The 26659-nt window shown below is 49.5% G+C and carries 22 protein-coding genes; 12 read left to right on the top strand and 10 right to left on the bottom strand.

Annotation, left to right across the window (positions count from 1 at the left end):
• Positions 1-78 precede the first annotated feature (78 nt).
• Positions 79-3693: a response regulator gene (locus H6F88_RS08160; RefSeq protein ID WP_190642236.1), complete on the top strand. Its 3615-nt coding sequence runs from the start codon at positions 79-81 to the stop codon at positions 3691-3693.
• A gap of 3 nt (positions 3694-3696) precedes the next feature.
• Here H6F88_RS08160 and H6F88_RS08155 read toward each other — a convergent pair whose 3' ends face one another.
• The 3 genes from H6F88_RS08155 to H6F88_RS08145 all read right to left on the bottom strand — a co-directional run bounded on the left by H6F88_RS08155 (position 3697) and on the right by H6F88_RS08145 (position 6696).
• Entirely contained in the window at positions 3697-3897 is a 201-nt protein-coding gene (locus tag H6F88_RS08155) for a hypothetical protein (protein ID WP_190642235.1), read from the bottom strand.
• Between the two features lie 626 nt (positions 3898-4523).
• On the bottom strand, positions 4524-5354 hold the full coding sequence (locus H6F88_RS08150) for a pentapeptide repeat-containing protein (protein ID WP_190642234.1): 831 nt from the start codon (positions 5352-5354) through the stop codon (positions 4524-4526).
• Positions 5347-6696, bottom strand: a complete 1350-nt coding sequence (locus H6F88_RS08145; protein WP_190642233.1) for a hypothetical protein — start codon at positions 6694-6696, stop codon at positions 5347-5349. Before H6F88_RS08145 ends, H6F88_RS08150 begins: the two co-directional genes overlap by 8 nt.
• Positions 6697-6869: 173 nt before the next feature.
• Between H6F88_RS08145 and H6F88_RS08140 the strand changes: the two genes are divergently transcribed.
• Positions 6870-7952 carry a DMT family transporter gene (locus H6F88_RS08140; protein WP_190642232.1) on the top strand — a complete coding sequence of 361 codons (1083 nt, stop codon included), beginning with the start codon at positions 6870-6872 and terminating at the stop codon, positions 7950-7952.
• A gap of 193 nt (positions 7953-8145) precedes the next feature.
• On the opposite strand, the gene H6F88_RS08135 is transcribed toward H6F88_RS08140, so the two are convergent.
• Together H6F88_RS08135 and H6F88_RS08130 are read right to left on the bottom strand one after the other, a co-directional pair.
• Complete coding sequence (locus tag H6F88_RS08135; protein ID WP_190642231.1) at positions 8146-8340, bottom strand: hypothetical protein; 195 nt, start codon at positions 8338-8340, stop codon at positions 8146-8148.
• Between the two features lie 217 nt (positions 8341-8557).
• The gene (locus tag H6F88_RS08130; RefSeq protein ID WP_190642230.1) at positions 8558-9817 is read right to left on the bottom strand and encodes a class I SAM-dependent methyltransferase; all 1260 of its coding nucleotides are present in this window, start codon (positions 9815-9817) and stop codon (positions 8558-8560) included.
• A gap of 433 nt (positions 9818-10250) precedes the next feature.
• Between H6F88_RS08130 and H6F88_RS08125 the strand changes: the two genes are divergently transcribed.
• The 7 genes from H6F88_RS08125 to H6F88_RS33900 all read left to right on the top strand — a co-directional run bounded on the left by H6F88_RS08125 (position 10251) and on the right by H6F88_RS33900 (position 17362).
• On the top strand, positions 10251-13658 hold the full coding sequence (locus H6F88_RS08125) for a phycobilisome rod-core linker polypeptide (protein ID WP_190642229.1): 3408 nt from the start codon (positions 10251-10253) through the stop codon (positions 13656-13658).
• Between the two features lie 720 nt (positions 13659-14378).
• The gene (gene apcA, locus H6F88_RS08120; protein WP_190642228.1) at positions 14379-14864 is read left to right on the top strand and encodes an allophycocyanin subunit alpha; all 486 of its coding nucleotides are present in this window, start codon (positions 14379-14381) and stop codon (positions 14862-14864) included.
• A 48-nt stretch (positions 14865-14912) separates the two neighbouring features.
• Positions 14913-15398: an allophycocyanin subunit beta gene (gene apcB / locus H6F88_RS08115; RefSeq protein WP_190642227.1), complete on the top strand. Its 486-nt coding sequence runs from the start codon at positions 14913-14915 to the stop codon at positions 15396-15398.
• A gap of 258 nt (positions 15399-15656) precedes the next feature.
• Positions 15657-15860, top strand: a complete 204-nt coding sequence (locus tag H6F88_RS08110) for a phycobilisome linker polypeptide (protein ID WP_045054192.1) — start codon at positions 15657-15659, stop codon at positions 15858-15860.
• 311 nt (positions 15861-16171) lie between these two features.
• Complete coding sequence (locus H6F88_RS08105; protein WP_190642226.1) at positions 16172-16738, top strand: Uma2 family endonuclease; 567 nt, start codon at positions 16172-16174, stop codon at positions 16736-16738.
• Between the two features lie 24 nt (positions 16739-16762).
• Positions 16763-17179, top strand: a complete 417-nt coding sequence (locus tag H6F88_RS08100) for a hypothetical protein (RefSeq protein WP_206756429.1) — start codon at positions 16763-16765, stop codon at positions 17177-17179.
• A gap of 51 nt (positions 17180-17230) precedes the next feature.
• A complete protein-coding gene (locus H6F88_RS33900) occupies positions 17231-17362 on the top strand; it encodes a hypothetical protein (protein WP_277882150.1) in 132 nt (43 codons plus the stop codon).
• Positions 17363-17426: 64 nt separating this feature from the next.
• On the opposite strand, the gene H6F88_RS08095 is transcribed toward H6F88_RS33900, so the two are convergent.
• The 4 genes from H6F88_RS08095 to cimA all read right to left on the bottom strand — a co-directional run bounded on the left by H6F88_RS08095 (position 17427) and on the right by cimA (position 22180).
• Positions 17427-17717: a DUF2103 domain-containing protein gene (locus H6F88_RS08095; RefSeq protein ID WP_190642291.1), complete on the bottom strand. Its 291-nt coding sequence runs from the start codon at positions 17715-17717 to the stop codon at positions 17427-17429.
• Positions 17718-17841: 124 nt separating this feature from the next.
• On the bottom strand, positions 17842-18168 hold the full coding sequence (gene clpS, locus H6F88_RS08090; RefSeq protein WP_190642290.1) for an ATP-dependent Clp protease adapter ClpS: 327 nt from the start codon (positions 18166-18168) through the stop codon (positions 17842-17844).
• A 180-nt stretch (positions 18169-18348) separates the two neighbouring features.
• On the bottom strand, positions 18349-20400 hold the full coding sequence (locus H6F88_RS08085; RefSeq protein ID WP_190642224.1) for an FAD-dependent oxidoreductase: 2052 nt from the start codon (positions 20398-20400) through the stop codon (positions 18349-18351).
• A gap of 145 nt (positions 20401-20545) precedes the next feature.
• Complete coding sequence (gene cimA, locus H6F88_RS08080) at positions 20546-22180, bottom strand: citramalate synthase (RefSeq protein WP_190642223.1); 1635 nt, start codon at positions 22178-22180, stop codon at positions 20546-20548.
• 178 nt (positions 22181-22358) lie between these two features.
• Here cimA and H6F88_RS08075 point away from each other — a divergent pair, with 178 nt between their 5' ends.
• The 3 genes from H6F88_RS08075 to thiO all read left to right on the top strand — a co-directional run bounded on the left by H6F88_RS08075 (position 22359) and on the right by thiO (position 25513).
• A complete protein-coding gene (locus H6F88_RS08075; RefSeq protein ID WP_190642222.1) occupies positions 22359-22697 on the top strand; it encodes a 2Fe-2S iron-sulfur cluster-binding protein in 339 nt (112 codons plus the stop codon).
• A 167-nt stretch (positions 22698-22864) separates the two neighbouring features.
• Complete coding sequence (locus H6F88_RS08070; protein WP_190642221.1) at positions 22865-23401, top strand: hypothetical protein; 537 nt, start codon at positions 22865-22867, stop codon at positions 23399-23401.
• Positions 23402-23437: 36 nt separating this feature from the next.
• Entirely contained in the window at positions 23438-25513 is a 2076-nt protein-coding gene (thiO, locus tag H6F88_RS34340) for a glycine oxidase ThiO (protein WP_190642220.1), read from the top strand.
• A gap of 27 nt (positions 25514-25540) precedes the next feature.
• Here the strand turns inward: thiO and glsA are convergent, their stop codons facing one another.
• Entirely contained in the window at positions 25541-26575 is a 1035-nt protein-coding gene (glsA, locus tag H6F88_RS08060; protein WP_190642219.1) for a glutaminase A, read from the bottom strand.
• Between the last annotated feature and the right edge of the window lie 84 nt (positions 26576-26659).

Below are 26659 nucleotides of genomic sequence, written 5' to 3'. Positions count from 1 at the left end.
GTTCAGTAACACATCCAAAACCTTGTCCCAACCCCGTCCATTCCTATTAACTTAACTGCCCTTGAAGCAGGACGGTGCATGATATCTATAGATCACAGTAAGCCTAAAATTCTGGTCGTTGATGACGAGCCAGATAATCTAGATCTGCTTTACCGTACTTTTCACCGTGAGTTTAAGGTGCTGAGAGCGGAGAGTGGGCCTGTGGCGCTGGAGATTCTCGCGAAGGAAGGAGACGTTGCTGTCATTATTTCTGACCAACGGATGCCTTCAATGAGTGGAACTGAGTTTCTTAGCCTTACTGCCACTCAGTACCCAGATATTATTCGAATTATCTTAACAGGCTACACCGATGTCGAAGATTTGGTAGAAGCAATCAACTCTGGCAAGGTGTTTAAGTATGTCACTAAGCCTTGGGACGATGAAGAGCTTAAAGTCGTCGTGCGTCAGGCAGTCGATACGCACAATGTTCTAAAAACTCGTACTCAAGAGCTTTGTCGCACGCTGCGGCAAGAGTCGCTGCTCAATGCAGTGACCAACACGATTCGCAGTGCCCTGAGCTATCGGCAGATTCTTCAAACCATTGTGGAAACGGTGGGTCACATGTTTGAGGTGGACTGCTGTATCCTGCGTCCATTTCATGACGATCGCGTCAGTGATGAGCTATTTGTTTACACGGCGCGTCCCCCCGAATTGACTGCAGCTACTTCCGATTCCTGGAATTTAGACAACCTGGCAAATACGCTCTGGGAAACGCGAGAAGTTCATGTGATGAACGATGCTCAGGCAGATATGCAATCACCTCGTGATGAGGCAATTGACGATCGCTGCCAGCAGTCGTATAAAACGGCTCAAATTCGTTCTAGCTTGGTAATTCCGCTAATTTGTCAGCAAGAGCTAATGGCAGTGTTGGCACTCCATCAGTGCAGCTATTCTCGCATTTGGCAAGGTGATGAGGTGCAGTTGGTGGTGATGGTCGCAGACCAGGCTGCATTGGCGCTGTCACAGGCACGAGCCTATGAACAGGTCAGGGCACTGGCTAAGCGAGAAGCACTGGTCAACACGATTACGGCAGCGATTCGCTCTAGCCTTGACCCGCAGGAGATTTTCGCGGCAATTACTCAAAAGCTGGGACAGGCACTTCATGCCGATGGCTGTGCTTTGTCACTCTGGACTGAGGAGGACGAATTTGTCCAGTGTGTTGGGCTGCATGATGCCAGTCAAGATATTGAGATACCCAGTCAAGCGATCGCCCTGTTGCCTGCGATGGAAGAGCGAAACTGGAACGGTTGGTTAACTTCTGACAATCTTCCGACTCAACAAAAATCTTCTAATCATTCCAAAAACGGGTTTGAGCCTTCTGTCAACTCATCCATCAGCCCATCTGCTACCCCCTTCGTTGAGGAAGGCAGTTCGCCCCATCGGCATCATTTGCCCCAGTCACTCGTGCCGATTGAGGGAAATCCGGTGTTGCAGCTTTTGCTAACCACACAAGAGCCAGTCATCATTGATGACTTGAGCCAATATCCAGAAATGAACGTGCTGGATGTGCCGCTGCGATCGCCTGCTCGTGCTCTACTCGTCGTCCCACTGCTCTATAACGGCAAGATCATTGGCAGTATTTCTCTGCGTCAGATACAGGAGCCACGCAAGTGGGAAACCTCTGAAATTGAGCTAGCTCAGGCTGTGGCGGCGCAGGCAGCGATCGCCGTGCAGCAGTCGCGGCTCTATCAAAAAACTCGCCAGCAAGCTGAGCAACTGATGGAGCTAGATCGGCAGAAAACCGAATTTTTCCAGAATGTTTCCCACGAATTTCGCACCCCGCTGACCTTAACGATTGGTCCGTTGGAAACAGCCGTCGCTCAGCAGGAGGGGATATCTTACGACCAGTCTGTCATTGCCCTGCGAAACTCGCGCCGCCTGCTGCGGCTGGTCAACCAACTGCTCGACTTGCAGCGGCTAGACGCAGGTCGAATGCAGCCTAGTTTTCGCCCCTGCAATCTGATGGACTTCATCACACAGGTTGTGGAGACCTTTCGACCGTATTGCGATCGCAAGCAGATTACCCTCTCAACTCACTTGTCTGAGTGCCCGTCCATTTACCTGGACTTAGAGAAGTTCGACAAGGTCCTTTACAACCTTTTGTCTAACGCCATGAAGTTCACCGCTGCGGGTGGCAGCATCGACGTGGTGCTACAGTCCGCAGGTAGTCACTGCTTACTCAAAGTTAAAGATACAGGCGTTGGCATTCGTGCTGATCAGCTTCCCCACCTGTTTGAGCGATTTCATCAGGCAGACGGTTCTACCAATCGCAGTCATGAAGGCAGCGGCTTAGGCTTGGCGCTGGTCAAGGAACTGGTCGAGCTACATGGCGGCAAAGTCTGGGTCGAGTCAGATTATGGCAAAGGCACTACCTTTACCGTCTGGCTGCAAACTGGGATCGCCCATCTGCCGCTAAATCAGGTAATTGAAATTCCGGCTGAGATAGAGCCTGTTCGCGCTGCGGTCGAGTTGGCTGACATTGAGTCAGATTTTTCTGAAGGCGGAGCACTCGTCCATCTGCCCAACGGTTCCCACCCGGTCGAGCTATTACCGTCAGGCAGTTCAGATCTAGCTCCGATAAATGCCGCTCAAGTTTTGGTTGTAGACGACAATGCCGACCTGCGGAACTATGTCGCTGGCATCCTGCAACAAGCAGGCTATCTCGTGCAAACGGCGCGGAATGGGGCAGAAGGCTTCCAGCTGGCGCAGACGCAGCGTCCCTACCTGATCGTCACAGACTTGATGATGCCACTGGTATCAGGGCTGGAAATGATTCAAATGATCCGTCAGGACGAAGCCCTGAAAGGTACTCCAATTGTGTTGCTGACTGCCAAAGCAGACGAAGACACGCGCATCGAGGGGGCTGAACAGGGCGCAGATGCGTATTTGTCAAAACCCTTCAACCGTCGAGAATTGTTGGCGGAAGTTCGTAATCTACTAGCGCTGAAAGCTAATGAGCGACGGGTAGCAGAACTCAACTCCTACTTAACAGAATCAGTGCTGCGTCGGTTTTTGCCTACCTCGCTGGTAGAAAAAGCTTCTCGCGGTGAACTAGCACTTGATCTGCGTCCAGAGCCAAGGCTGATCACAGTTTTGTTTAGCGACATTATTGGCTTTACCCAGTTGTCGAACACGCTGCGATCGCGCCGAGTTGCCGAACTCTTAAACGAATATCTGACTGAGATGACTCATGCCATCTTTGACCACGGTGGTACTGTTGACAAGTTCATGGGGGATGCAATTCTGGCCATCTTTGGCGCACCGGAGGAAATTACGCCAAACGAGCAGGTCAGACGGGCGATCGCTGCTGCTCAGCAGATGTACCGCTCCCTCTCTAAACTCAACGAACGTTGGCAAACTCAAGGCATTAGCCGCGTCCAGTTCCGCTGTGGCATCCATCAGGGAACAGCTGTTGTTGGCATGTTTGGTGGAGTGGAACGGGCAGACTACACGGCGATCGGTCCAAGCGTCAACATTGCCGCTCGGATTCAAGAAGCCGCAGGTCCAGATAGCATTTTGGTATCAGCTGCTGTAGCAGATTATTTAGAAGAGCACGTAATCACAAAAGGTAGCCCCTTGGAGCTCAAAGGGGTAGACGAAACGGTACTCACCTTCGCTATTCGTACTGACATGGAAGAGGGCGAGTACCGCTAAACCTTAGACCTCAACTGGCTTACTCAAAAGGCTATAGAGCCTGACCTGCTTTTCTGTGGCGGGAGTCAGCGAAAATAGCTCAACTCCCCAATTGGAAGCGTATTCTTGAGCAAAGTCACTTGCAGCGACTTTAGAGGGGGCTTGAATCAGGAGTTGACTAGCCAACTCTGTGGTACCCGCAAAGGCAAATTCAGCGAAATACATAACTACAATGCTCCGTCAATCTGAGAACCTTGCAGGTTGAAAGCTTTGCTAAATTTCACCAGCTTTGCTGAACCTCATAGCAACCGGGCTTGGCTGCACCCTACAACAGGCGGATTAACGGTTTCCTTCGTTTATATCACTCAGGTCCGTTTAATCATCAGGTAGATTCTTAGATGGAAAGGGGTGTAACTGAAAGGTTAATGTTTTGAGGACTGGAAAACTTTGAAACTTAGTAAAGAGCCAGGTCGAATTGAACGGATCGAGTCGATCGCGCTCAAACTGATTGCGTATCAAACAGTGGAGTGGTTAGATGCCTAGCTGAAGACCATCCAGTTCAGACCACTAAGCCTAGCCTAGTAGCCAGAAGCGTCCTGCAAAAGCGAAATATCACCGAGGTTTGCTTGTCTGATTGAAACCTTGAGTTACTTAATTTCACATGATAACTCGCTGTTTCAAATGCGCTTTGATACTTCAAAAAGTTCAACCCTGTTTAACAGATTTAGCGATCGCCTCAACTTCAATTCACCACATTGAGATGTATTAATAGTTTCAAGCAAGCATCCAACACTGTTAACAACTAAAAACTATAACGTTCAGGATGAATTGGTCTAGAAGGCTAAGACCCCCTAAAGTTGAGTAATTTGGGTAGAAGGTGCGGCAGGGGTTAGCTCTAGCTGAAGCGCAAAGTCATCATCATAAAGTGCTTGTTCCCAGTTACGGGCAGCTTTAACTTGCGTCAGGGTAAGGTGCTCAGCAATTCGTAGGTCTGCATTGAGCAGATTTGCTCCCAACAAGCTTGCATCCTTAAAGTTTACTGCCCGCAATTTTGCGCCCTGAAGCTCAGCCCCCTTGAGGTTTGCTTCCTGGAAATCAGCTCCGAGTAGATTTGCCTCTAACAGATTTGCTGCTCGCAAGTCAGCTTTTTTCAAGTTCGCCCGCTGCAAATTGGATCGTTGCAAATTAGCAGCTCTCAAATCAGCTTTGTAAAGGTTCGCTTCAAGCAAGTCAGCTTTTTGAAAGTTAGCCCCTAGCAAGTTTGCCTTTCTCAAATTAATTTCACGCAACTCCGCTCTGGGCATGTCTAGCCCTTTGAGACTGATGCCATCTTCGTTCAGGTCTTGTAGTGCTTGAATGCGGGCATAGCTGTTTTTTCTGCCATAGGCTGCATCAATGACTTTCCAGGCTTCGTAATGCGATCGCTTTTGCCGTTCTGGAGTTTCTTTGATGTAGATAAATACTGCTACCAGTACACTGATTCCCTCGATGATTTCGAGGAAACTCCTGATACTCAACCATTCCAAAAATGCTCTGCCGATTGGGGTCAAGTCAAATAGACGAATCATCCCAATCAGGAAAAGCACTTCAAGCGACGTTGGAATGCGAATTAGCCAATCGACAATCCAAGCTTGAGTTTGCCGTAGCCACTGGTAACGTTGCTCTTGTGAGTCTTCACTCATAAATTGCCTCTGTCCCGTCTGCATCTGCCGTCCCTACCCCAACCGATAGCAGGAATGCCCAGGGAATCGTCGGATCAGCAGCAAGCTGATCCGCAACGGCACTCGCACCATAGCGGTTGAGATGACTGGGATCAGCGAAATACTCGTTTTGCATTAGCTCTTGCTGCTGACTGAGATCGTGAAAAATAAATCCTGCTCTCGCCGCTAACTGCTGCATGTGCTGCCGAAACTGGTCTTCATAGGTTTGGCGGGCAGGGTCGAGATAGTCGCGCGTCAGGGGCAGGTTGACAAAGATGAGCGGAATTTGTTGAGCCTGGGCGAAGTTAGCGATCGCTATTGTCGCTTCTTGCTGTTCCCCACCTAGCTCAAAGGGAATGTAGTTGCTGTCATATTGTCCCGCAACTCTAGGAAATTCTCGATAGTAAGTAGTTGGATTAAACCGATCCGCAACAGGCTGAAAACCTGTCGAGTCCAAGTCACTAGTAGGGCGATCGCTCACTACTTCCGGCAGAATCGGGTAGATCGGCGGCAGGTCAAGCAGATTAGCAGAAGTGGAGGGGCGATCGCAACTTGCGTAATTGGTGAGCGGTGTACTGAGGCACTCTGCTGTGAGAGAGCTCTGTGGCTGCGGTGACCGAATGGGGCGAACCCCAGTCTCTAAAACCCGGTAGCCTTCGGATGTCAAAATTCCGCTGTAGGTAATATCTGCTCGACCGCTGTTAAACGCGCGTGAGCCATCCGCCCAAACAATCAGTTGGGGCAATTGATCGGGTGTCAAAATTTGCCGCAGCAGCACACTAATTACCTGAGCCGTTGCCCCATTAATACTGAAGTTAAATACATTGGGCTCCGGGTAGCCCTGTGCCGTTAGAGCTTGTTGCAGCGCCACTGGGTCAACGCCTTGCAAAGCACGAGAACTGCCAACAATGAGAATATCTGGTACGCCAAATGTGTTTAGATGATCGGCATACAATCTCAATTGCTGGTCGAGGCGCTGACTATTAAAAGAGGGATAGTTTTCCAGTGTGATCTGTAGGGGCGCACTGTTTGGATTACCCGACTCTGTTGTAACCAGGTTAGGTTGGGACAGTTCGGTGGCGATCGCCTCAGCAGTTCCATGACAAAGCACAAATGTGGCTGCGATCGCTCCGGTCCAGAAGCTCAGGCTGTGCTTTAAAGCTTTTACTGGTTTCGCTGCCGAATCCTTGTGGTCCTCAAAACTCCCTAAAATAGAGAATTTGGACCTTTCTAAAGCATTCCAAAAATGAGCTTTTTGGAATGCTTTAGAGGGCTTTAGACTACGTTCTAGACTGACATCTTTATAAGTTTGTGTCCGTCCCACAATTCACTCACCTATGTGGAATGACCTACATTTATAGCTTAGTGTGTCTTATTTATGGGTGGTCTTGCTAGTATGTAGGACTTTGCCTGTTTATGGTCTGCACTCGTCAGCATTGGGTTGCTGGGAGTTGCCCCATTGCAGCGCAAAGTTTGTTGCTTTTGCAGGTGCTACTCATGCAGTCCAAGAATAAGCTTCAAACTTTAGTTCAAATTGTTCAAGGTTGGAATAGATGGGGGCGATCGCCTCACCTACAGGGCGCTGCCATCGTCTTGCTATCCTCACTAATACTGTCATTTCAAAACATTGTTGTCAGAATCGTGTTGAGTCAACAAACCGTGCTGGGAATCAGCTTTGGTGGATTTGTTGAATCGAGTGTGGGCAACTTGCTGCTCATTTTGCTGATGCGGATGGTGGTGGTGGTGCCACTAATGGCATTTGGAATTGGCACCTGGATTTATCCGCCACTGTGGAAGGATATCCAGAATCGACTGAATGAGCGCAACCCGGCCCTGATCGGGGGCGTTTTAGCTAGCGGTTTTTTGCTATTTTTGTCCCTGCCACTGATGTTTACGGCGTTGAGTGTAATTCCTGCTGGAATTGCTACAACGCTCTTTTTTATCTACCCGACCGTTACCGTTTTATTTGCCTGGTGGTGTTTTGGCGATCGCCCCACTTTCCTACTAACTTTAGCAGTCGGCACCATCTATGCCGGGTGTTTGCTCACCATTCCCGGTTCTGAACAATCAACAGATAAGGTCTGGCTGGGCGCAACGATGGCAGCTCTTGCGGGAGTTGTCTTTGCGGCGTACACAATTCTGACTCAGATCTGCACTCGGCGCTTTCGGCTACACCCGGTGCCTTTTACTCTCGGCGTATTTGTAATAATGCTGCTCCTGGCTAGCTTGACGGTTGGGGCGATCGCGTTCATTCCCTGGCTAACAGCTAGGCTGCCCAGCTTAAGAATTGTTGTCAATGCCACGATGTGGTCACGGTTGTGGGCAAGCACCGTTGTTTTGGCACTCACGGCGATCGCAGGCTTTTTGCTCAACAACATCGGCATTCGCAGAGTTGGCGCGGCCCAGGCTGCCATCATTAGCGCAAGTGGTCCCGTTTTCACAACACTGCTGGGCTGGCTGCTGATTCAAGAAGCGTTACAAGACAAAGCTCAAGCAATTGGCATTTTGCTAGTGACAATTTGGGTGGGGGCGATCGGCACCGGAGCAATGAATCGAGATTCGCAAAATCAAAGCTCGTAAAGTCATTATGCTTTGGTTCGAAATAGCATTGCTTCTATCAAGGGCTTTTGCTCGCTGCACGACACCATTCCAATGAAAATGGACTACAGATTGGAGCGGGTGCCCTTTCATCTGTAGTCCGAATTCTTGGAATGAGTATTAAGTTTTGTGATTATGACGAAGCTAAGTGGCTAGCGATCCTTTCTAGCAGCTTCTAGTAGCTGTCATCTCCTGCTACTTCTACTGTTTCTGGTTCCGGGAGACGCTGCTCCAGGGAAGCATCACGAATTGCCTGCCAGTGGCAAAATAAATCGTTTTTACTTAAGTCATTCGTCCTGTAATAGCGGATTGCCTGCTCCAACTCTTGAGGGGTTTGAGGAATAGGAACAGTACAAGTGAGTTCTGCCATAAATGACCTCTACTGTTAATTGCGTTGTGATTGCGTAAAACCGTAGTTTCACTAATTGTAATGAAGCCCTCTCAGAAAAAGTATCAAGATATACAGTTTTTGTTTTGATTTATGTGAACTTCTCGCAAAGCCGAGGGCAGGTGAAGGAGAGTTTGCTTCGTTGTCCTACTGTTCCCCTATTACTCCGTCGATCTTCTACGCAAGGCTAGAAAAATCCTCAAGCAGGAGTAAGCAAAATTAACTGCTGACTGAGTAGCGATCGCACCCCCTCTATTCCCAAATTCACTTCGGCTAAAATCTGTTCTACAGTTTGCTGTTCAGCTTGCTCTGCGTTGCGATCGCAAGCCTTAAGAAACTGCCATTCATTTTCAGCCAGATTAATGATCTGGTAATCATAATTAAACAAACAGCGGCTATCCCACCCGTCCATACATGGGCTCCGTTCTGGAATGGCGGCTAAAACTGCCTGATCAGATGACCAGTCGTTTTTAGGTAAAGGGTTCCGCCCTAAGAAAAATTCGTAGTGAGTAATGGTTTCCGGGTCGAGCAGTTCGATGAGGCGATAGAGTTGGCGATCGCTCAAACCTTGCGATCGCTCCAGCAAGTCCGGCACTTTGCCCAATAGCCGCTCTAGATTCCAGACGCGAGGATTAGAAAAGCCGATGAACTCCAGCCCAGACGCATCGATTAGCTCGAATAAGGTGTCAATGTTGTAGTCGATTTCTTGGGGATGCACGTACATGTCAGCAAAGCATTCATCTCGCTGATTTTCGAGTGACCAGCGCTCTTGTTCCCGCTTGACCAATCGATTGTTTTCGGGCAGTGCTGAGAAGATTTTTCGCCCAAGCTGTACGCCGTCCCGGTAGTCACCTCGCTGGTTTCCTTGGAGGAGGGCGATCGCCTGCTGCATCAGCTTGATTTCCCAGCGGCCCAATTCGCCATAGACAAAAATGTGCATCAGCCCACCGGGAGCCAGTTTCTTAGCGAGAGACTGAATTCCACGAATTGGGTCAGGCAAATGGTGCAGCACACCGACGCAGTTAATCAGGTCAAACTCACCTTTAAGTTGGTCAGCATCATAGAGACTGAGATGGTGAAACTCAACTCTGTTAGTTTCAGAATTTGCTGCTGCAACGCCCGACTTTTGACAGCGCTCTTTTGCCACTGCCAGTGCACCCGCACTCAGGTCAATTCCTACCACCTGTGCTGAAGGGTTAAGGTGAACCAGATACTCCGTACCTACTCCTGTTCCACAGCCCGCGTCCAGAATGCGAATGTTTTGCTTAATGGGCTTTTGTCCGGTGCAAAAGTTGTAAGCGGCTAACCAATCCCAGCGCCAGTTAAAGCCTGGAGGTGGAGCGTCGAGCAATGGCTCTGGTGGAAAGGGGTAAGTGTCATAAAGTTTTGCAACGGCAGCACTCACGGTCTGAGAGGCAGTTTGAGCAGGTAGTTGAGAGGAGGGCTGAGAATCTAACATAATGGACAAAATTGCAGCAACCTAGAGTTTACCGAATGTTCTACTCATAAGGTTGTCGGGCAGCAATTTTGTACAGCCCATCAAGTTACTTTCAGGAGTTTTGCAAATTCTTGGTTTTGAGAAAGTAACAGAACTTAAATTTTTTCTCAGCTTCCTTACCGCGATCCTCTATGATTGCCTTTGTAATGACTACGCAATCTCCTTTGGGAATGCTACACACTTTTTAATAAAGCGATGTTGTAACCCCGAAACGTTTTAATCTAAAAACTGATCGAGTTGACCCTGGGCAGCCGTTGGTGGATTTTTGACCGGAAGCCGCTTGATGCAAGAGCAATCTGGAATTATTCACCCGACAAATATTCATCCAATCGGGCTTTGGGCAGGTCTCATGTAATTACATGCAATCCAATTGATAGGGAGCTTTTGAAATCCAATGAGTGTAAAGGCAAGTGGTGGAAGCTCTGTTGCGCGTCCGCAGCTATACCAAACCCTACCCGTTTCAACAATTTCTCAGGCTGAACAGCAAGATCGCTTCTTGGGGCGAGGAGAACTGGGTGAATTGTCTAGCTATTTCAGTTCAGGAATTAAGCGCCTGGATATTGCCCAAACGATCACGCAAAACTCAGAGCTAATCGTCTCGCGCGCTGCCAACCGCATCTTCGTCGGTGGCTCCCCGATGGCTTATCTGGAAAAGCCCAGAATTCCTGTAGAAAGCTTTGCCACCGCAGAAGCAGGGCTGGACGTAAAACGGGCAATGGAACTGGGAACCGCGACCTATGTGGAAAGCCGGGGCGGTTTTCTAGAAGGATTGCGATCGCTCTTTAGCGCCTCAGGCGGCGGTCCAACCCCAGCCGGATTCCGTCCTATCAACGTGGCTCGCTATGGTCCCAGCAACATGCAGAAGTCTCTGCGCGATTTAAGCTGGTTCTTACGCTATGTCACTTATGCGATCGTTGCAGGCGACCCCAACATCATCTCGGTAAACGTCCGAGGTTTGCGGGAGATTATCGAGAATGCTTGCTCTGGCGAAGCTACGATTGTCGCACTGCAAGAGATGAAGCAGGCTGCGGTCGGCTACTTCCGCAAAGACAGTGATGCAGAAGCGATCGTCAGCCAATACTTTGACGTTCTGATCACTGAATTTAGAGCGCCAACCCCCTCTAACAAACTGCGTCAGCGTCCTTCTGGTGACTTGCAAGGCTTAGAGCTGCCGCAGATTTACTTCAACGCTGCCGAGCGTCGGCCTAAGTACGCCATGAAGCCGGGCCTTTCTTCCACCGAGAAGAATGATGTCGTCAAAGCTGCCTATCGTCAGGTGTTTGAGCGCGATATCACCCGCGCCTATTCACTCTCCATTTCTGATTTGGAATCAAAGGTGAAAAACGGCGAAATCTCCATGAAGGAGTTTATTCGTCGCCTTGCTAAATCGCCGCTTTATCGTAAAAACTTTTTTGAACCCTATATCAACAGCCGCGCTTTAGAACTGGCATTCCGTCATGTCCTCGGTCGTGGACCTAGCTCCCGCGAGGAAGTGCAGAAGTACTTCTCCATCGTTTCCAACGGTGGTCTGTCTGCTCTTGTAGATGCGCTAGTTGATTCCAAAGAATACGCTGACTACTTCGGTGAGGAAACCGTCCCTTACCTGCGTGGTCTAGGTCAAGAGGCACAAGAGTGCCGCAACTGGGGTCCTCAGCAAGACCTGTTTAAGTACAGTGCTCCTTTCCGCAAAGTACCTCAGTTTATTACTACCTTTGCTGCTTACGAGCAGCCTCTGCCTGATCAGCACCCCTATGGTTCTGGCAACGATCCGTTGGAGATTCAATTTGGCGCAATCTTCCCCAAAGAAACTAAGAATCCCAGCAGTAACCCCGCGCCTTTTGGCAAAGATACTCGCCGGATTTTGATTAACCGGGGTGCAGGTATCAACAACCAGTTGAGCAATCCTGGCGCTAGAGGTGTTGCACCTGGTTCGTTGGGTCCAAAGGTGTTCAAGTATGACCAGATTCCTAGCTTTACTGGGCTCCAAACGGGCAGACGCACAACCAACACGCAGGGCATCAGCGTTAAATTCTCGGAGAGCTCGACTCAAGCTGTCATTCGGGCGGCTTACCTTCAGGTATTTGGGCGTGATGTCTATGAAGGGCAGCGACTCAAGGTTTCTGAGATCAAGCTAGAGAATGGCGAGACTACAGTCCGTGAGTTTGTCCGTCAGCTTGCCAAGTCTGACCTATTCCGTAAGCTCTATTGGACTTCGCTGTATGTGACCAAGGCGATCGAATACATCCACCGTCGTCTCTTGGGTCGCCCAACCTACGGACGCCAGGAAATTAACAAATACTTCGATATCGCCTCCAAGAAAGGTTTCTATGCGGTTGTAGATGAGATCATTGACAGCCTTGAGTACAATGAAACCTTTGGTGAAGACACGGTTCCCTACGAGCGCTACCTCACTCCTGGCGGTCTGGCACTACGAACTAACCGAGTTGGCAGCATCAATGAGAAAGGACTGCGAGTTGATCAGGAAGAAACACCTCGCTTTGTAGAATTGGGTCAAGTCAAGGAAAACCGCTCTGAACCTGATGTCCAGTTCCGCTCTCTGCAAGGGGTCAACAAGCGGCGTGAACAGACTAAACAGTTCAAACTCACTAGCACTGAAGATAAAACTCAGTTGCAGACGGTGGTTCGTGCTGCTTATCGGCAAGTCTTTGAGCGCGATATTGAACCCTACATCCTCAAGAATGATTTCTCTGAGCTAGAAAGTAAGCTCGGAAACAACGAAATCAACGTGAAGGAGTTTATTGAAGGGCTGGGCATTTCTGACCTGTACCTTAAGCAGTTCTATACGCCCTATCCCAACACCAAAGTGATCGAATTGGGTACCAAGCACTTCCTTGGACGTGCGCCTCAAGATCAGGCAGAGATTCGCAAGTATAACCAAATTTTGGCATCGTCCGGGCTGAAGGGCTTTATTGGGGCGATGGTCAACAGCATGGAATATGCTCAGGTATTTGGCGAAGATACGGTGCCTTACCGTCGCTTCCCCACCTTGCCTGCAGCGAATTTCCCCAACACAGAGCGGTTGTATAACCAACTCACCAAGCAAAATGATGACCTGGTGGTGCCCAGCTTTGAGCCAGTCAAGTCCCGCATGGACAACACCAAGCTGCCGCTGATGGGGCTAGCTATGGCGGATATGGCAATTCAGGCTCGTAAGATGGACTTGAGCAAGCCTAAGTTCATTGAACTGGGTCGCTCATTTACCAATGGTGATGGTCAGTCGGTTGAGGTGGGTGTTGGTACATCTCGCCGTAAGCCAGCTCGCATCTATCGGATGAATCCTGGTATGGGTCAGGACGAAACGATGCTGGTGATTAACTCCATCTACTGTCAAGTGTTGGATGTGTTTAGCGGACAGGTGCCGGGAGAGTTCCGCCGCTCTGACCTGGAGAGCAAACTCCGCAATAGCGAAATCTCAGTGCGCGAATTTGTTCGCACTTTGGCTAGCTCTGACATCTACCGTCGTCGTTTTTACACGCCCTACCCCAACACCAAGGTGATTGAATTCCTGTTCCGTCACTTACTGGGACGTGCGCCAGCAACTCAGTCTGAAATCCGCCAGTACAACAAGTTGTTGGCTGACCAAGGTTTGAAGGCGGCAGTTGAGGCGATGGTGGATAGCCCTGAGTATGCCCGCTACTTTGGCGAGGATGTAGTGCCTTACAAGCGCTTCCCCTCGCTGCCAGCTGGCAACTACATTGGTAGCGTCAAGGCAGATGCGGACTTGGTGAAGCAGTCTTGGTCTGACCTGTCGCCTTCTTACCTGACAGGGCAGTCTAGCTAGAGGAGCTTAAATCTTGTAGGGGTGTTTCAAAAACACTCCTACAGGTGAATAGGCTTCCTAAACCCATCTGTGCTTTGAGTCGCAAATAAACCGCAAAAAGGGGCACTCCTTCCGGGTGCCCCAGTCGTCATCAAGTGGTGGTGACTCGACCTTGTGACTCGATTGAATGCAGCATAGGGCTAACCCCTCTGACTTCTTGTATCAAGAAGCACTTTGTTGGGTTTGCGTGGGCAATTCATAACATTTCCATGTAAGTCTGAATTGGACATAAATTTGAGCTTGGCTGTAGAACTGAAGGACAGCCAAGATTTTGTGCTGAGAAATTTTCGAAATTGGTTGGGAGAGGGAAGGGCGATCGCCCCTCCCTCTCTTTTGCTCAAAGCATTGCAATTTTTCTTAATGTTTATTCTGCCAAAATGCCCGAAGATCCAGCGAGAGTAAACATGAGTGTGAATATTACAAAATATTGCGAGTCCACTAAGAATGTGAACCCTATGCCCGAAAATATTTGCGGTACCGCAACTTGAGCCTGAACTTTTAAGAGGGCGATCGCGTTAAAGCGTAACCAAGCCTCTTAGGGTAGAGTGAAAAATGCACATCCAGGCAGTGGTCAAAAGCTGCTCAACCTGGAGGCTCTTTGTTTCAAGGCTTAAGTCGTTCAATCATGAACGTTGGTTTAAACACATCCGGTTACATTTTGCTTTTCGGAGGAATCCATCAATGAGTATTGTCACGAAGTCAATCGTGAATGCCGATGCTGAGGCACGCTATCTCAGCCCTGGTGAGCTAGATCGGATCAAGGGCTTTGTTACTTCTGGTGAGCGCCGTCTACGGATTGCTCAAGTTTTGACCGAGTCTCGTGAGCGCATCGTGAAGCAAGCAGGCGACCAGCTTTTCCAAAAGCGCCCTGACGTTGTTTCTCCTGGTGGAAACGCTTACGGTGAAGAGATGACTGCTACCTGCCTGCGTGACCTCGACTACTACCTGCGTCTCGTGACCTACGGCATTGTTGCTGGTGATGTCACCCCCATCGAAGAAATCGGTATCGTTGGCGTGCGCGAGATGTACAAGTCTCTGGGCACCCCCATCGAAGCTGTGGCAGAAGGTGTGCGGGCAATGAAGAACGCGGCAACCTCCATGATGTCTGGCGAGGATGCTTCTGAAGCAGGCTCCTACTTCGACTACGTGATTGGCGCAATGCAGTAAGGGTACATTTGTCCCTCACTTAATGACCATTTTTAAGGAATCAAGATCATGCAAGACGCAATTACTTCTGTTATCAATTCCTCCGACGTTCAGGGCAAGTACCTAGACACCGCTGCCCTAGAAAAGCTCAAGGCTTACTTCCAAACTGGTGAACTGCGCGTTCGTGCGGCAACCACCATCAGCGCTAACGCTTCTGCGATCGTCAAAGAAGCAGTTGCTAAGTCTCTGCTGTACTCTGACATCACCCGTCCCGGCGGCAACATGTACACCACCCGTCGCTATGCTGCTTGCATCCGCGACTTGGACTACTACCTCCGCTATGGCACCTACGCAATGTTGGCTGGCGATCCCTCCATCCTGGATGAGCGTGTGCTGAACGGTTTGAAAGAGACCTACAACTCTCTGGGTGTACCCATCGCTGCTACTGTGCAAGCAATCCAAGCAATGAAGGAAGTCACCGCTAGCTTGGTTGGTGCAGATGCAGGTAAAGAAATGGGTGTTTACCTCGACTACATCAGCTCTGGCTTGAGCTAGTCAGTTACGAGTTATGAATGATGAGTGGTGAGTTGGTTAAAACTCAAAACTCAAAACTCAAACTCACATTGAGGTCTGGGAGATCTGGAGCGAGTGTTAGATGGTCAATGGCTATTTCATCACTGGCTGTGGCGATTTAAGATTGGCTCTCGACTTCCAGACCTCAAGCAATTAACTTGATATATCAATCAAAAATTTTGGCGTTGTGGTTCTGATTGAGATTAAAAATTCTCAAGCTTATCTAGGAGAAATTGACCCATGCGGATGTTCAAAGTCACTGCTTGCGTTCCCAGCCAAACCCGAATTCGGACTCAGCGTGAACTGCAAAATACTTACTTCACCAAGTTGGTTCCCTATGACAACTGGTTCCGCGAACAGCAGCGGATTATGAAAATGGGCGGCAAGATCGTCAAGGTCGAGTTGGCAACGGGTAAGCCTGGAATGAACACGGGACTAGCCTAGTGGCTAAAGGGACTTGAGCCTATCTGAAGGCTTGAAGCAGTCTCTCATCGACACTGCTCAGCCTAAAGGTCGCTATTAAAGCTTTCAATATTCAATACTCTGCTGAATGTTTAAGAGGTCGTAAGACCTCTTTTTTGTTGGTTTAGCCTGTCAATGTATAGCTTTATCCATACAGGTTAGGACAGAAAAAAGGGGGGTGGGCAAAGCCCACCCCCCTTTTTTCTGTCTTGACTTTCGTGACCAGCGCCATATCAATAAAAAATACAATAATTGCTAAACTAGACCCAACCGATTTCATAACGATAAGAGGTATGACTGTTGCGAAACCTGCATCTCTAACTCTAGAGGAGTTTCTGAAATTACCAGAAACAAAGCTTGCTAGTGAATATACTGATGGGGAAGTCATCCAAAAAACAATGCCAAAGGCGTGCTGCTCAAGACTTCAAGGCAAATTGATTGATGCGATCAACGAAGTCACGGAGGCACAGCAAATTGCTTATGCTTTTCCAGAGTTGCGCTGTACTTTTGGCGATCGCTCCATTGTTCCAGACATAGCGGTATTTCGTTGGCAGAACATTGAGCTTGATGAAGATGGAGAACCTGTAGGCAACGTCTTTGCTGCTCCTGACTGGACGATTGAAATCCTTTCACCCGATCAAAGTTCCAATCGGGTTACAGGCAACATTTTGCACTGCTTAAAGCATGATTGTCAGCTTGGTTGGTTAATTGACCTTGATGATCGTTCAATTCTTGTGTTTCAGCCGCAGCAACAACCAGAGCTATTTCATCAAGACGACAAATTGGTTGTTCTAGAGGGCGTTGAGTTAGACCTGACAGCAAAACAGTTATTTAGCTGGTTGAAGATGCAAGCAGAGTGAGTAGGACACAGATCAGGTATTGCAATGAGAAACTTCATGGTCACTCCCCCATTTGCACTACCACTCTACGTTCTTTCTATTGGGCTTTGGCTAGTAGGTTGGTTTTACCTGATTGACCCATATTTCGAAGCAGTCAGTAAACTTCCCACCTATACCGATGGGCAATCTATCGCACTTTCAATCGGTCAAATTGGGGCAATCCCTGCCCTGCCTGTCATTATTCTGATTCTTTTTCTCATCCTCAAACCCTATCCCGGTTGTGTGTCCCTCTGGGCATGGAATTCTCAGAAACAGGGTTTAAGTATTTTTTGGACAGCATTATTTTTGTCTCTGTCCTTCGTCTTAATCCCAGAAGCTCAACGAATACTGTCTCTTGGGTTATGGCTGAATGCCCTGATCTATCTAGTTTGGGTTTATTTTTGGCATTCCGTTCGATTGTAGTAACAAAGACAATAGGTGTTGAGATAGTGCTTCCAAGCACCGCTCCGGATTATGTTATTTGTTCCCAATGTGATTTGGAACAGTGGCGAGGATATGACGAATGCCAAAGATGCGGCAGACATATCGCCTGATATTCTACTAAACGCCAGGAGGAAAGCGATCGCTTCTGCAAAGACGCTATGAATCACTGTCTTTACAGAAGGTGGCGATCGCGTGTTTACATTGCCTAAAGAATGTGTGTTTAGGGTTAACGCAGGACTTTGGCGATCGCCCCCTCCAGTTCCTCCTGAGACAAACTGGTTAAAATAAATACCTCTTGCACCGTTTTTCCTTTGCGGGCAATGAGTTTGAAGCCACCACGAATGGGAACGGATACCTTCAGCTTCAGGTTGGGTGAATTGGATCTAACACTGCCGATGACAGCGGGAGTAATCGTTTGAATGCCGGGTTCTTGGGTCAGGCGTTCTAAGATTGGGATGAGTCCGGGAAGGTGAGTTGAATGATTCCAAACGAGTCTGCCACTGTCGGGTTTGGGCATGAGGTTGAGGGTGCGATCGCCTGCCTCTTTAGTGTAGGGCTTTCTACCTAGTTGCACCGCCCAAATTAAAGGGCATCCCTTTGTTAAGGGATGCCCTCTAAAGTTCCTAAATCAACACCGTTACTCAAGCCGCTTCTAAAGGAGCCATTGTTAGCCCCGCTCGTTGAAGCTGGACGTGATAGAGTTCGGCTTGCTCTTGTGGCCCCACCCAAACAACCGCCTGTCCCTCATTATGAATCTGGTGGGTCAGTTCCCAGGCGCGATCGCCCGTCATGTTGGGAACGTATTTCACCAAACACTCTGCTACGTGCTGAAACGTGTTGAAATCATCGTTCAACACGATCACCTTGTAGTTGGGGTACGTTTTTCGAACCGTCTGGCTGGTGCGATCAGGCGTTACAACCGGTGCAGTTGCCATTGCATGAGGAACTTGTGGAAGTGCCGTCACCATAAGCATTAGCTACTGGGAGAAGTTAACAAAAGTATGCGTTAAGCAAACTTTACCCCACCAGTCTAACTGCTGACAGCAAGATGTATCACAAGTTCTGGTGTGAATTCAACCTCAATTTGCCAGACGCGCAGAATCATGTCATCCATAGTACGGGCGACATGATTCTGCATGACTTAGCAATTATTGCCATTCCTCCCAATCTTCATTAAAGATTGAAGTGTTGGGGAAAGCTGTGGGATTGCCCTGACGCTGTAAGCGTTGCTGAAACTCTTCTAGCAAAGGTTCTCTCAGCGGAATTTGATCCACCAGTTCGTAGGGCAACACGTCTCGGTCGAGAGCAAAGTCCACCACGTTGCCGACGGCGGCACCCGATGACCATTCAAATGAATGCACTCGATAAGCTGCCGCCGCGATGTGGCTGGTGGCAATGCTCTTTCCAGCAACCATTAGGTTGTCAATCTCCTGGGGAATCAGCGATCTCAAGGGAATTTGGAAAGGATAGGCCTGTCCTGCGCCTCTCCGCTCACCCGGACGCTCATAGTTATCAGGTTGCTCTGGTGGAGTTAGCGCCATGCAGGGGTGAAAGTCGATCGCATAGTGCCCAATTCCGACTGCATCAGGGTAGATGGTAGAACGGGTGCGTCGAGCGGTGTCGTCAGGCGATCGCACTCCTCCCACCACAGCAGTTGCTTCTAGCCCTGCCAGCGCCGTTCTCAGACTGCGGTACATGGCTGGAGGCAGTGCCTCACGGTAATATTCGTCGGCGTAGTCTCGGCGAGAAATATCGATTTCTGTAATCGAGAATCCGTTTGGATATCCGGGCGCGGGTCGTCCTAAAATCCGCCGACCTTCTCGCATGTAAGGATATTTTGACAAGCCGTGGGCGGTTCCCATGGGCGAGTTCAACCCGGACAGGTAGCGATGGTTGGGGTTAGGCTGCTTTACACCTTCGCCAAGCTGTGAGTCGGTTTCCCCTTCCACTAGCCAGTAGAAATAACCTAGAGCGTTTTCTTCTCCTCGGCGCAAGGTTTCGCTTCGCAAGCCGCCAAGCCAACCGCCCGATTCAAGCTGTCCGGTTGCCTCTAGCTGGTCACGGCTGTAGATCAAGTTATCTTCGGCGGTGCCGGGACGATAGTCATTTCCCCAAGTCCAGTTTTGCATCGAGATATCGCCAGGGCTAAATTGGTAGCTGCTGCCCTGCGTTCGAGGTCGGGCATCGTAGATACGGCGGTAGTTAAATACCAGTCCAAAGTTAGCAAGGCGAGGCAGCTCGTAGCTGTAGTAAGGCTCGTATTGCGGGTAGAAGGAAGGCATTTCGTGGGTCTGCGGTTCCTCGGTTGCCTCCATTGCAAAGGTGTAGGTAAACCCCTGAGGGCAGTACGGATCTTGGACGGCACTGGAGGAAGATGGCTCCCGATAGGAGAGGGCATCAATTCCCAGACGATAGGGAACGTCTGCTAACCCGATGATTTCTCCTGTTTCAGTCGCGTCCACGACGTACCAATTTGTGGGACGAGGTTGGTTTGCGTTTGCCGATCGCCGGTCGGGTGGTTGAGGCACAAAGCGAATAATGGTTTTCTCAAACTGATCAGAGTCTTCGTAGCGGTAGGAGTCTTCAATGGTTTGAGAGAGCGGCAGGGTATTGAGGGGTGGTGCATCGGGGGCAGGGCTGTGTTGAATGGCGATCGCCCCTTGAATCTGCCCACCTTCAATGTCTACTTCTTTAATGACAGTCGAAGGAAACCAGCGCAATCTACCATTGCCTTCGTCGGCTGCATCTTCCAGCATTTCCTGCAAAATTTCGTCGCCATCATAGGGAAAGAAGCAGGATTCGCTGACCCAGCATTCACCCGGATTCATTCGCTTGTAGTGGCTTTCAATGCGATCGCGCAGTTCCAGGTAGCCGCGTGAGTAGAACAACTGTGCCCGTTGAGTGGTGCGCTCATCCAGGGCAGAAGTTCCTTGAGAGGAAATTTGTCCGCCCAGCCAGTCAGTAATTTCGGTCAGGCAGACGGTACGTCCTGCCAACAAACCTTCATAGGCTGTGGCAACTCCGGCTAGTCCTCCACCCACGACTAAAATTTCACAGGCAACTTCTTGATCGGGCTGTCGAGGTGGGGCGGCAAATGCAGCGGGGGCAAAGGCAGGTAGCAAGAGCAGACTAAAGAGTAAACGGCTCAAACTACGATTGGAGGAAGGCTTGCTTCCAGAAACACCAGGCGATCGCTTCATCACACCAAAAACCTTAAAGTTCAGTAGAGAGGGTCAGAGTCGCAGAAATACTGTCTAGGCTAAGTCTTTCTGTATCAATTGACTTCATGCTAATGAACGACCTGACGAGGCGATCGCAATTCAGAGTTCCTTTCGCCAGAAAAAATTAATTTGCAATCTCCAGTGCAGTTTTTGCCTGATTTTGCAGCAGCAAGCCGTACTCCAATCCTTCAACAACTGCTTGACAGGAGGCATCCAAAATATTGGGAGAAACGCCTACCGTTGTCCAACGCTGTTGCCCATTGCTGGATTCGAGCAACACCCGCGTTTTAGCAGAGGTGCCTAATGTGCTGTCTAAAATTCGCACTTTATAGTCAGTCAGGTGAAACTCGGCAATGACCGGGTAGAAATTCATGAGAGCTTTCCGTAGAGCGGCATCTAACGCTGAAACAGGTCCGTTTCCTTCTGCAACTTCAAGTAGCTCTTGATTGCCGACGGCCACTCTCACTGTTGCGAGGGAATGGGTTTGGCAGCTTTGAGTGTGACAGGTCATGTCAGAATGCACCTGAAAACCACGCAGGTCAAACCAGGGTTCGCGCTTGCCCAGCGCTTCTCGCATCAATAGCTCAAAGCTAGCTTCAGCCGCCTCAAACTGATAACCTTCACTCTCTAACGCTTTTAATCGCTGTAAAATTTGGCGACAGGTGGGGTCTTGTTTATCTAAATTGATGCCAAAACTGCGGGCTTTTGCCAGGACATTGCTCAGCCCCGCTTGATCGGAGATAACGATGCGACGACGGTTGCCGATTAGCTCTGGCTGAATGTGTTCATAGGTGAGCGGGTTTCGTTCGACTGCGCTGACATGAATTCCGCCCTTGTGGGCAAAGGCAGATAAGCCGACAAAGGGAGCGTGGTCGTCAGGGGCAAGGTTTACGACTTCACTAATTAGACGACTGGAGTCAGTGAGTTGAGCAAGCTGTGCTTGGCTGACGCAGTCGTAACCCAGCTTTAGTTGCAGATTGGGAATCAGGGTGCAAAGGTTAGCATTGCCGCAGCGTTCGCCATAGCCGTTGATCGTTCCCTGTACCATTTCTGCGCCTTCCATCACAGCGGCGATCGCGTTTGCCACAGCGGTACCGGAATCATTATGCGTATGAATACCGATTTGGGGAGGATTTGGGGTGAAGGCAGCGATCGCCCCTTTCACCGTTTGCACCACCTGAGCGACTTCGTGGGGAAGCGTGCCGCCATTCGTATCACATAGAACCAACCATTCTGCGCCACCTGCGATCGCTGCCTCCAAAGTTTTCAGGGCGTACTCAGGGTTGCGCTTGTAGCCGTCAAACCAATGCTCCGCATCATAAATTACCCGTCGTTCCTGGCTACGAAAAAATTCCCCTGTGTCCTGAATCATCGCCAAATTTTCTTCAAGGCTAGTTTGTAGCCCTTCCGTTACGTGCATATCCCAGGATTTGCCGAATACTGTTACCCAGCGCGTTCCAGCAGCCAAAATGGGCTGAAGCATGGGGTCATCGGCTGCGGCTTTACCAGGACGACGAGTCGAGCAAAACGCCACAACTTCTGCCTGAGTCAGTGGTTCTTCCTGAAGCTGCCAAAAAAACTGCACGTCCTTGGGGTTTGCTCCCGGCCAACCACCCTCAATAAAGGGAACACCCAACCGATCAAGCTGGTGAGCAATTCGCAATTTATCTTCGAGCGAAAGTGCCAACCCTTCGCGCTGAGCGCCATCTCTTAAAGTTGTGTCGTAGATCCAGAGCCGATTTGAAGAAGTCTCAGTCATGGGTATAGGCGTGGGTATTGCTAGAAGGTCAGCGAGAGAATAAGTAGGTTTAAGAAGTAAAGAAAATTAGATTATTATTAAGAACTTGAAAGTTGAGGCAAGCTGCTGATTGCTGATCAAAAACTGGTTCAAGGGTGGAAATTCAGGGTTAGGAAAAGTTTAGAGTGAAAAATTAATCATGCCAAAAGTGACAGCTCAAGGAAAAACATTTGATTCCGAGACGGGCGCTAACCTGCGTCAAGTTTTGCTGCAACATGAAGTTGAGTTGCACAATGGACGGGCAAATTTAATTAACTGTCGCGGCATTGGGACGTGTGGTACTTGTGCTGTACAGATTCAAGGAGAAATTTCTGAGGCAAATTGGCGCGATCGCACTCGTCGGTCACTGCCTCCCCATTCTCCCACGCGAAATCGTCGTCTTGCCTGCCAGACTCAAGTGTTAGGTGATGTCAAAGTGACAAAGTTTGATGGATTTTGGGGACAAGGTTCTCAACCTATTTGGACACCAGAAGGTTAACCAATTAAACCCCATCGTTAGCAAGATTAAACTCTTGCGATCGCAGGTTAAATTGAAGCAGTTTCATCTAATTTTAGAGACATTTTTTGAGAAACCCTGCTCATAGCTGTCCTAAAAATTGATGGACTAAGAGATGATGGAATTAGAACCTTGTGGAGGTAGAGGCTGTGGCTCGACTTATTGGCTCTTTCGTTATACTAATTGCCCTTGTTTTGCTGATTAGTTCTTTGGCAACCGACAATTTACCGTCTCTCTCCAATCTGTTTGGGCAGCGTTCAGACGAAGAAGAAGCCAACGGAGAGCAATCTGAGTCTTTTAACACCGCCTCTCCAAACAATACTGCGGCTCCAAACAATACTGCGGCTCCAAACGGTGCCCCGCAAAACAACGCAGCTCCGAATAGTGCTGCTCCAAATACTGCGACGGCTCCAAATAGTGCCACTGCCCCGAATACTGCAACGGCTCCAAATACTACTGCTCCAAATACTGCCACTCAAAATGGAACTTCTCCGAATGAACGCCGACCCGTTCCTCAACAGGGGGCTAGTGGCACAACTGGAACGAGCGCACCCGCTCAGGTTCCAGCCAACGCTCCGGCAACTGGTACTGGAACGACGACTGCTCAATCTCCGACTCCTGCTGCGTCTCCTACGCCTGCTGCAGGAACGGCTCAACGTCCACGTCCTATCCCTGCACGGTGGTAAGTCGCTTAACTTGATTCGCAGCTTCCTATAGCTTTCATGAATACTGCATCTGACATTTTAATTATTGGCGGTGGCGTAATTGGCTTGGCGATCGCTATCGAGTTAAAGCTGCGAGGAGCTAATGTTACAGTTTTAAGCCGCGACTTTGCTGAGGCTGCGACTCATGCGGCGGCGGGGATGTTGGCTCCTCAAGCAGAGGCGATCGCCGATCCAGCTCTACTCGAACTGGGTCTTAAAAGCCGGATGCTCTACCCCAACTGGGCTCAAAAAATTGAAGAGATCAGCGGACTATCAACCGGATACTGGACTTGTGGCATTCTTGCCCCTTCGTATGAACGCCCACAGCCTGGAAATTTAGAAATTTGCTCCAGTTCCTCTCCTGCTCTTTGGCTCGACCAAACCGCAGTTCACCATGCTCAACCTGGACTCAGTTCTGAAGTCATTGGCGGCTTTTGGTTTCCTGAAGATGCTCAGGTAAATAACCGTGCCCTGGCTCAAGCCCTTAAAGCTGCTGCTCAAACTTTGGGAGTTGACTTGCGAGAAGGGGTAACGGTTGAAGCAGTTCAGCAGCAGCACGGACAGGTTATAAGTCTGAGAACAACAGCCGGTGAGTGGCAGGCAGAGCAGTACGTTTTGGCAACCGGAGCCTGGTCTTCAGCTTTGCTTCCTGTTCCGGTACAGCCTCGAAAAGGGCAAATGCTCTCGGTTCGTATTCCCTCTGACCAAGCCAACCTACCCTTACAGCGTGTCTTGTTTGGTGCTGAGGTGTATATTGTGCCGCGCCAAGATGGGCGAATTGTAATTGGCGCAACGAGTGAATCGGTTGGTTTTACTCCTGGCAATACTGCAGCAGGGCTACAAAAGCTGCTAGCAGCAGCAATTCGCCTCTATCCCGTACTGCAAGAGTTTCCAATTGAAGAATGCTGGTGGGGGTTTCGTCCGACTACGCCAGATGAAGCTCCTATTCTGGGAGCAGGTCTTTGCCAAAATTTGACGCTAGCTGTAGGACATCACCGCAACGGCATTTTGTTAGCCCCAGTCACAGCGCTCTTGATTGCAGATTTTCTCTCGCAACAGCAATCTACTCCCTTGTTGCAAAGTTTTTCTTGGGAGCGCTTCCATACTTCAACTGAAGCGATCGCCAGTCCGTCAATCAAGCCTGTTTCTAATTCCGCTCAGCCTTCAGCCGATTCAAATGGAAGGCTGAATTCAAACTCCATTGATTCCAACACAGTTCACTCAAACGCAATGTTGAAGCAGTATTCTACTCCGCTCGATCGCCCCGAAATTGACACAACTGAACCAGTTTCAAATAGCCTAGATCAACCGCTGGTAATTGCTGGAAGATCTTTTCGGTCTCGCCTGATGACCGGGACAGGCAAATATCGAAACTTTGAGGAAATGCGCCAAAGCATTGCCGCCAGTGGGTGTGAAATCATAACCGTAGCAGTGCGCCGGGTGCAGACCAACGCTCCAGGTCATGAAGGACTGGCAGAAGCGCTAGATTGGAAAAAACTCTGGATGCTGCCTAACACGGCAGGTTGCAAAACTGCGGAAGAGGCGATTCGGGTCGCCCGATTGGGGCGAGAAATGGCAAAGCTGTTGGGTCAGAAAGACAACAACTTTGTCAAACTGGAAGTGATCCCCGATGCAAAGTATTTATTGCCTGACCCCATCGGTACGTTAGAAGCGGCTGAACAATTGGTCAAAGAAGGGTTTGCAGTGCTGCCTTATATTAATGCCGATCCGCTGTTGGCTCAACGATTAGAGGCAGTGGGTTGTGCCACGGTGATGCCATTGGGTTCACCCATTGGTTCTGGTCAGGGAATCAAAAATGAGGCAAACATTCAAATCATCATTGAGAATGCCAACATTCCAGTGGTGGTAGATGCAGGAATTGGTGCCCCGAGTGAAGCGGCTCAGGCGATGGAAATGGGAGCTGATGCGCTGTTGATTAATACGGCGATCGCCCAAGCCCAAAACCCAGCCTTGATGGGTCGAGCAATGGGAATGGCTGCCGAAGCCGGACGGCTTGCTTACTTAGCAGGACGAATCCCAGTGAAAACCTATGCCAGCGCTAGTTCACCCTTAACCGGAACGATCGCGCCGTAAAGGGTCATTGATGGTAGGTTGTTTGGCTTACGCAGGTTTAGAGTTTGGGCGAGCAAGCGCTTCAATCAGCTTGGAGTTGGGGGTCTGTAGGTCAAAGGAATGCAGTCCGTAATGTAAGGAAAGGTCTTCGCAAACCTTAACGCCTCGGATGCTGTTACCGCGTGAATCTAGTAACGGCGAGAAGACCCCAATTCCCATTTTTCCAGGAACAACCGCGACGATGCCGCCACCTACGCCGCTTTTAGCAGGTAAACCAATGCGGTAGGCCCACTCGCCAGAATAGTTGTACATCCCGCAGGTGTACATGACGCTGAGTACATCTTTGATGTATTGAGCTTCGATCGCTCGGTCGCCCGTGATGGGGTTCACACCACAGTTTGCTAGCGTTGCAGCCATGACTGCGATGTCGCTGCAATTAACCATAATTGAACATTGCTTGAAATAGAGATCCAGCGTCTCATCAATGTGGTCATCGATCATGCCAAAGTTAAGCATCAGGTAGGCGATCGCTCGATTGCGGTGTCCTGTTGCCCGTTCGGAGGTAAACACCGACATATCCATAAAAACTTCTCGCCCACAATAACGCCGAAACATATCGAGCATTCGGTTTAAGCGTTCGGTGGGGTCTGCACCCTTAATTAAGCCAGCGGTGGCGATCGCCCCTGCATTCACCATTGGGTTATAGGGACGTTTAGATGCCTCATCTAAAACAATGGCGTTGAATGCATCGCCTGTTGGCTCCACTCCAACTTTCGTTAAAACGTAGTCACGCCCATGATCTTCCAATGTCAAGCCATGTACAAACGGCTTTGACGCGGACTGGATTGTAAAAAGTTGGTCATAATCTCCCACCTTATAGATCTGTCCATCAACCGTGACGATGCAAATGCTAAACCAGTCGGGGCTTGCCTTCGCTAATTCTGGGATGTAATTTGCAACAGCGCCGTCTCGCAGAGGTTTGTACTTGAGGTGTAGCTCGTTGAGAAAAGCCTGTAGAGGAGATGCAACTGACTTATACTGCTGAACCAGCGCTGTTAGATTATCGTCATCTTGGTTGTTCATTTTTAGTGATTCATACAGAGTTAAACTTCTTTCATTGCTTACGAGCTGACAAGCTCCAGCGTCTACTGCTGTTGGGTTACGCTT

Source organism: Oculatella sp. FACHB-28, assembly GCF_014696015.1.
GTDB lineage: Bacteria > Cyanobacteriota > Cyanobacteriia > Elainellales > Elainellaceae > JAAUTN01.
This window is presented reverse-complemented; position numbering and strand designations above follow the sequence as displayed.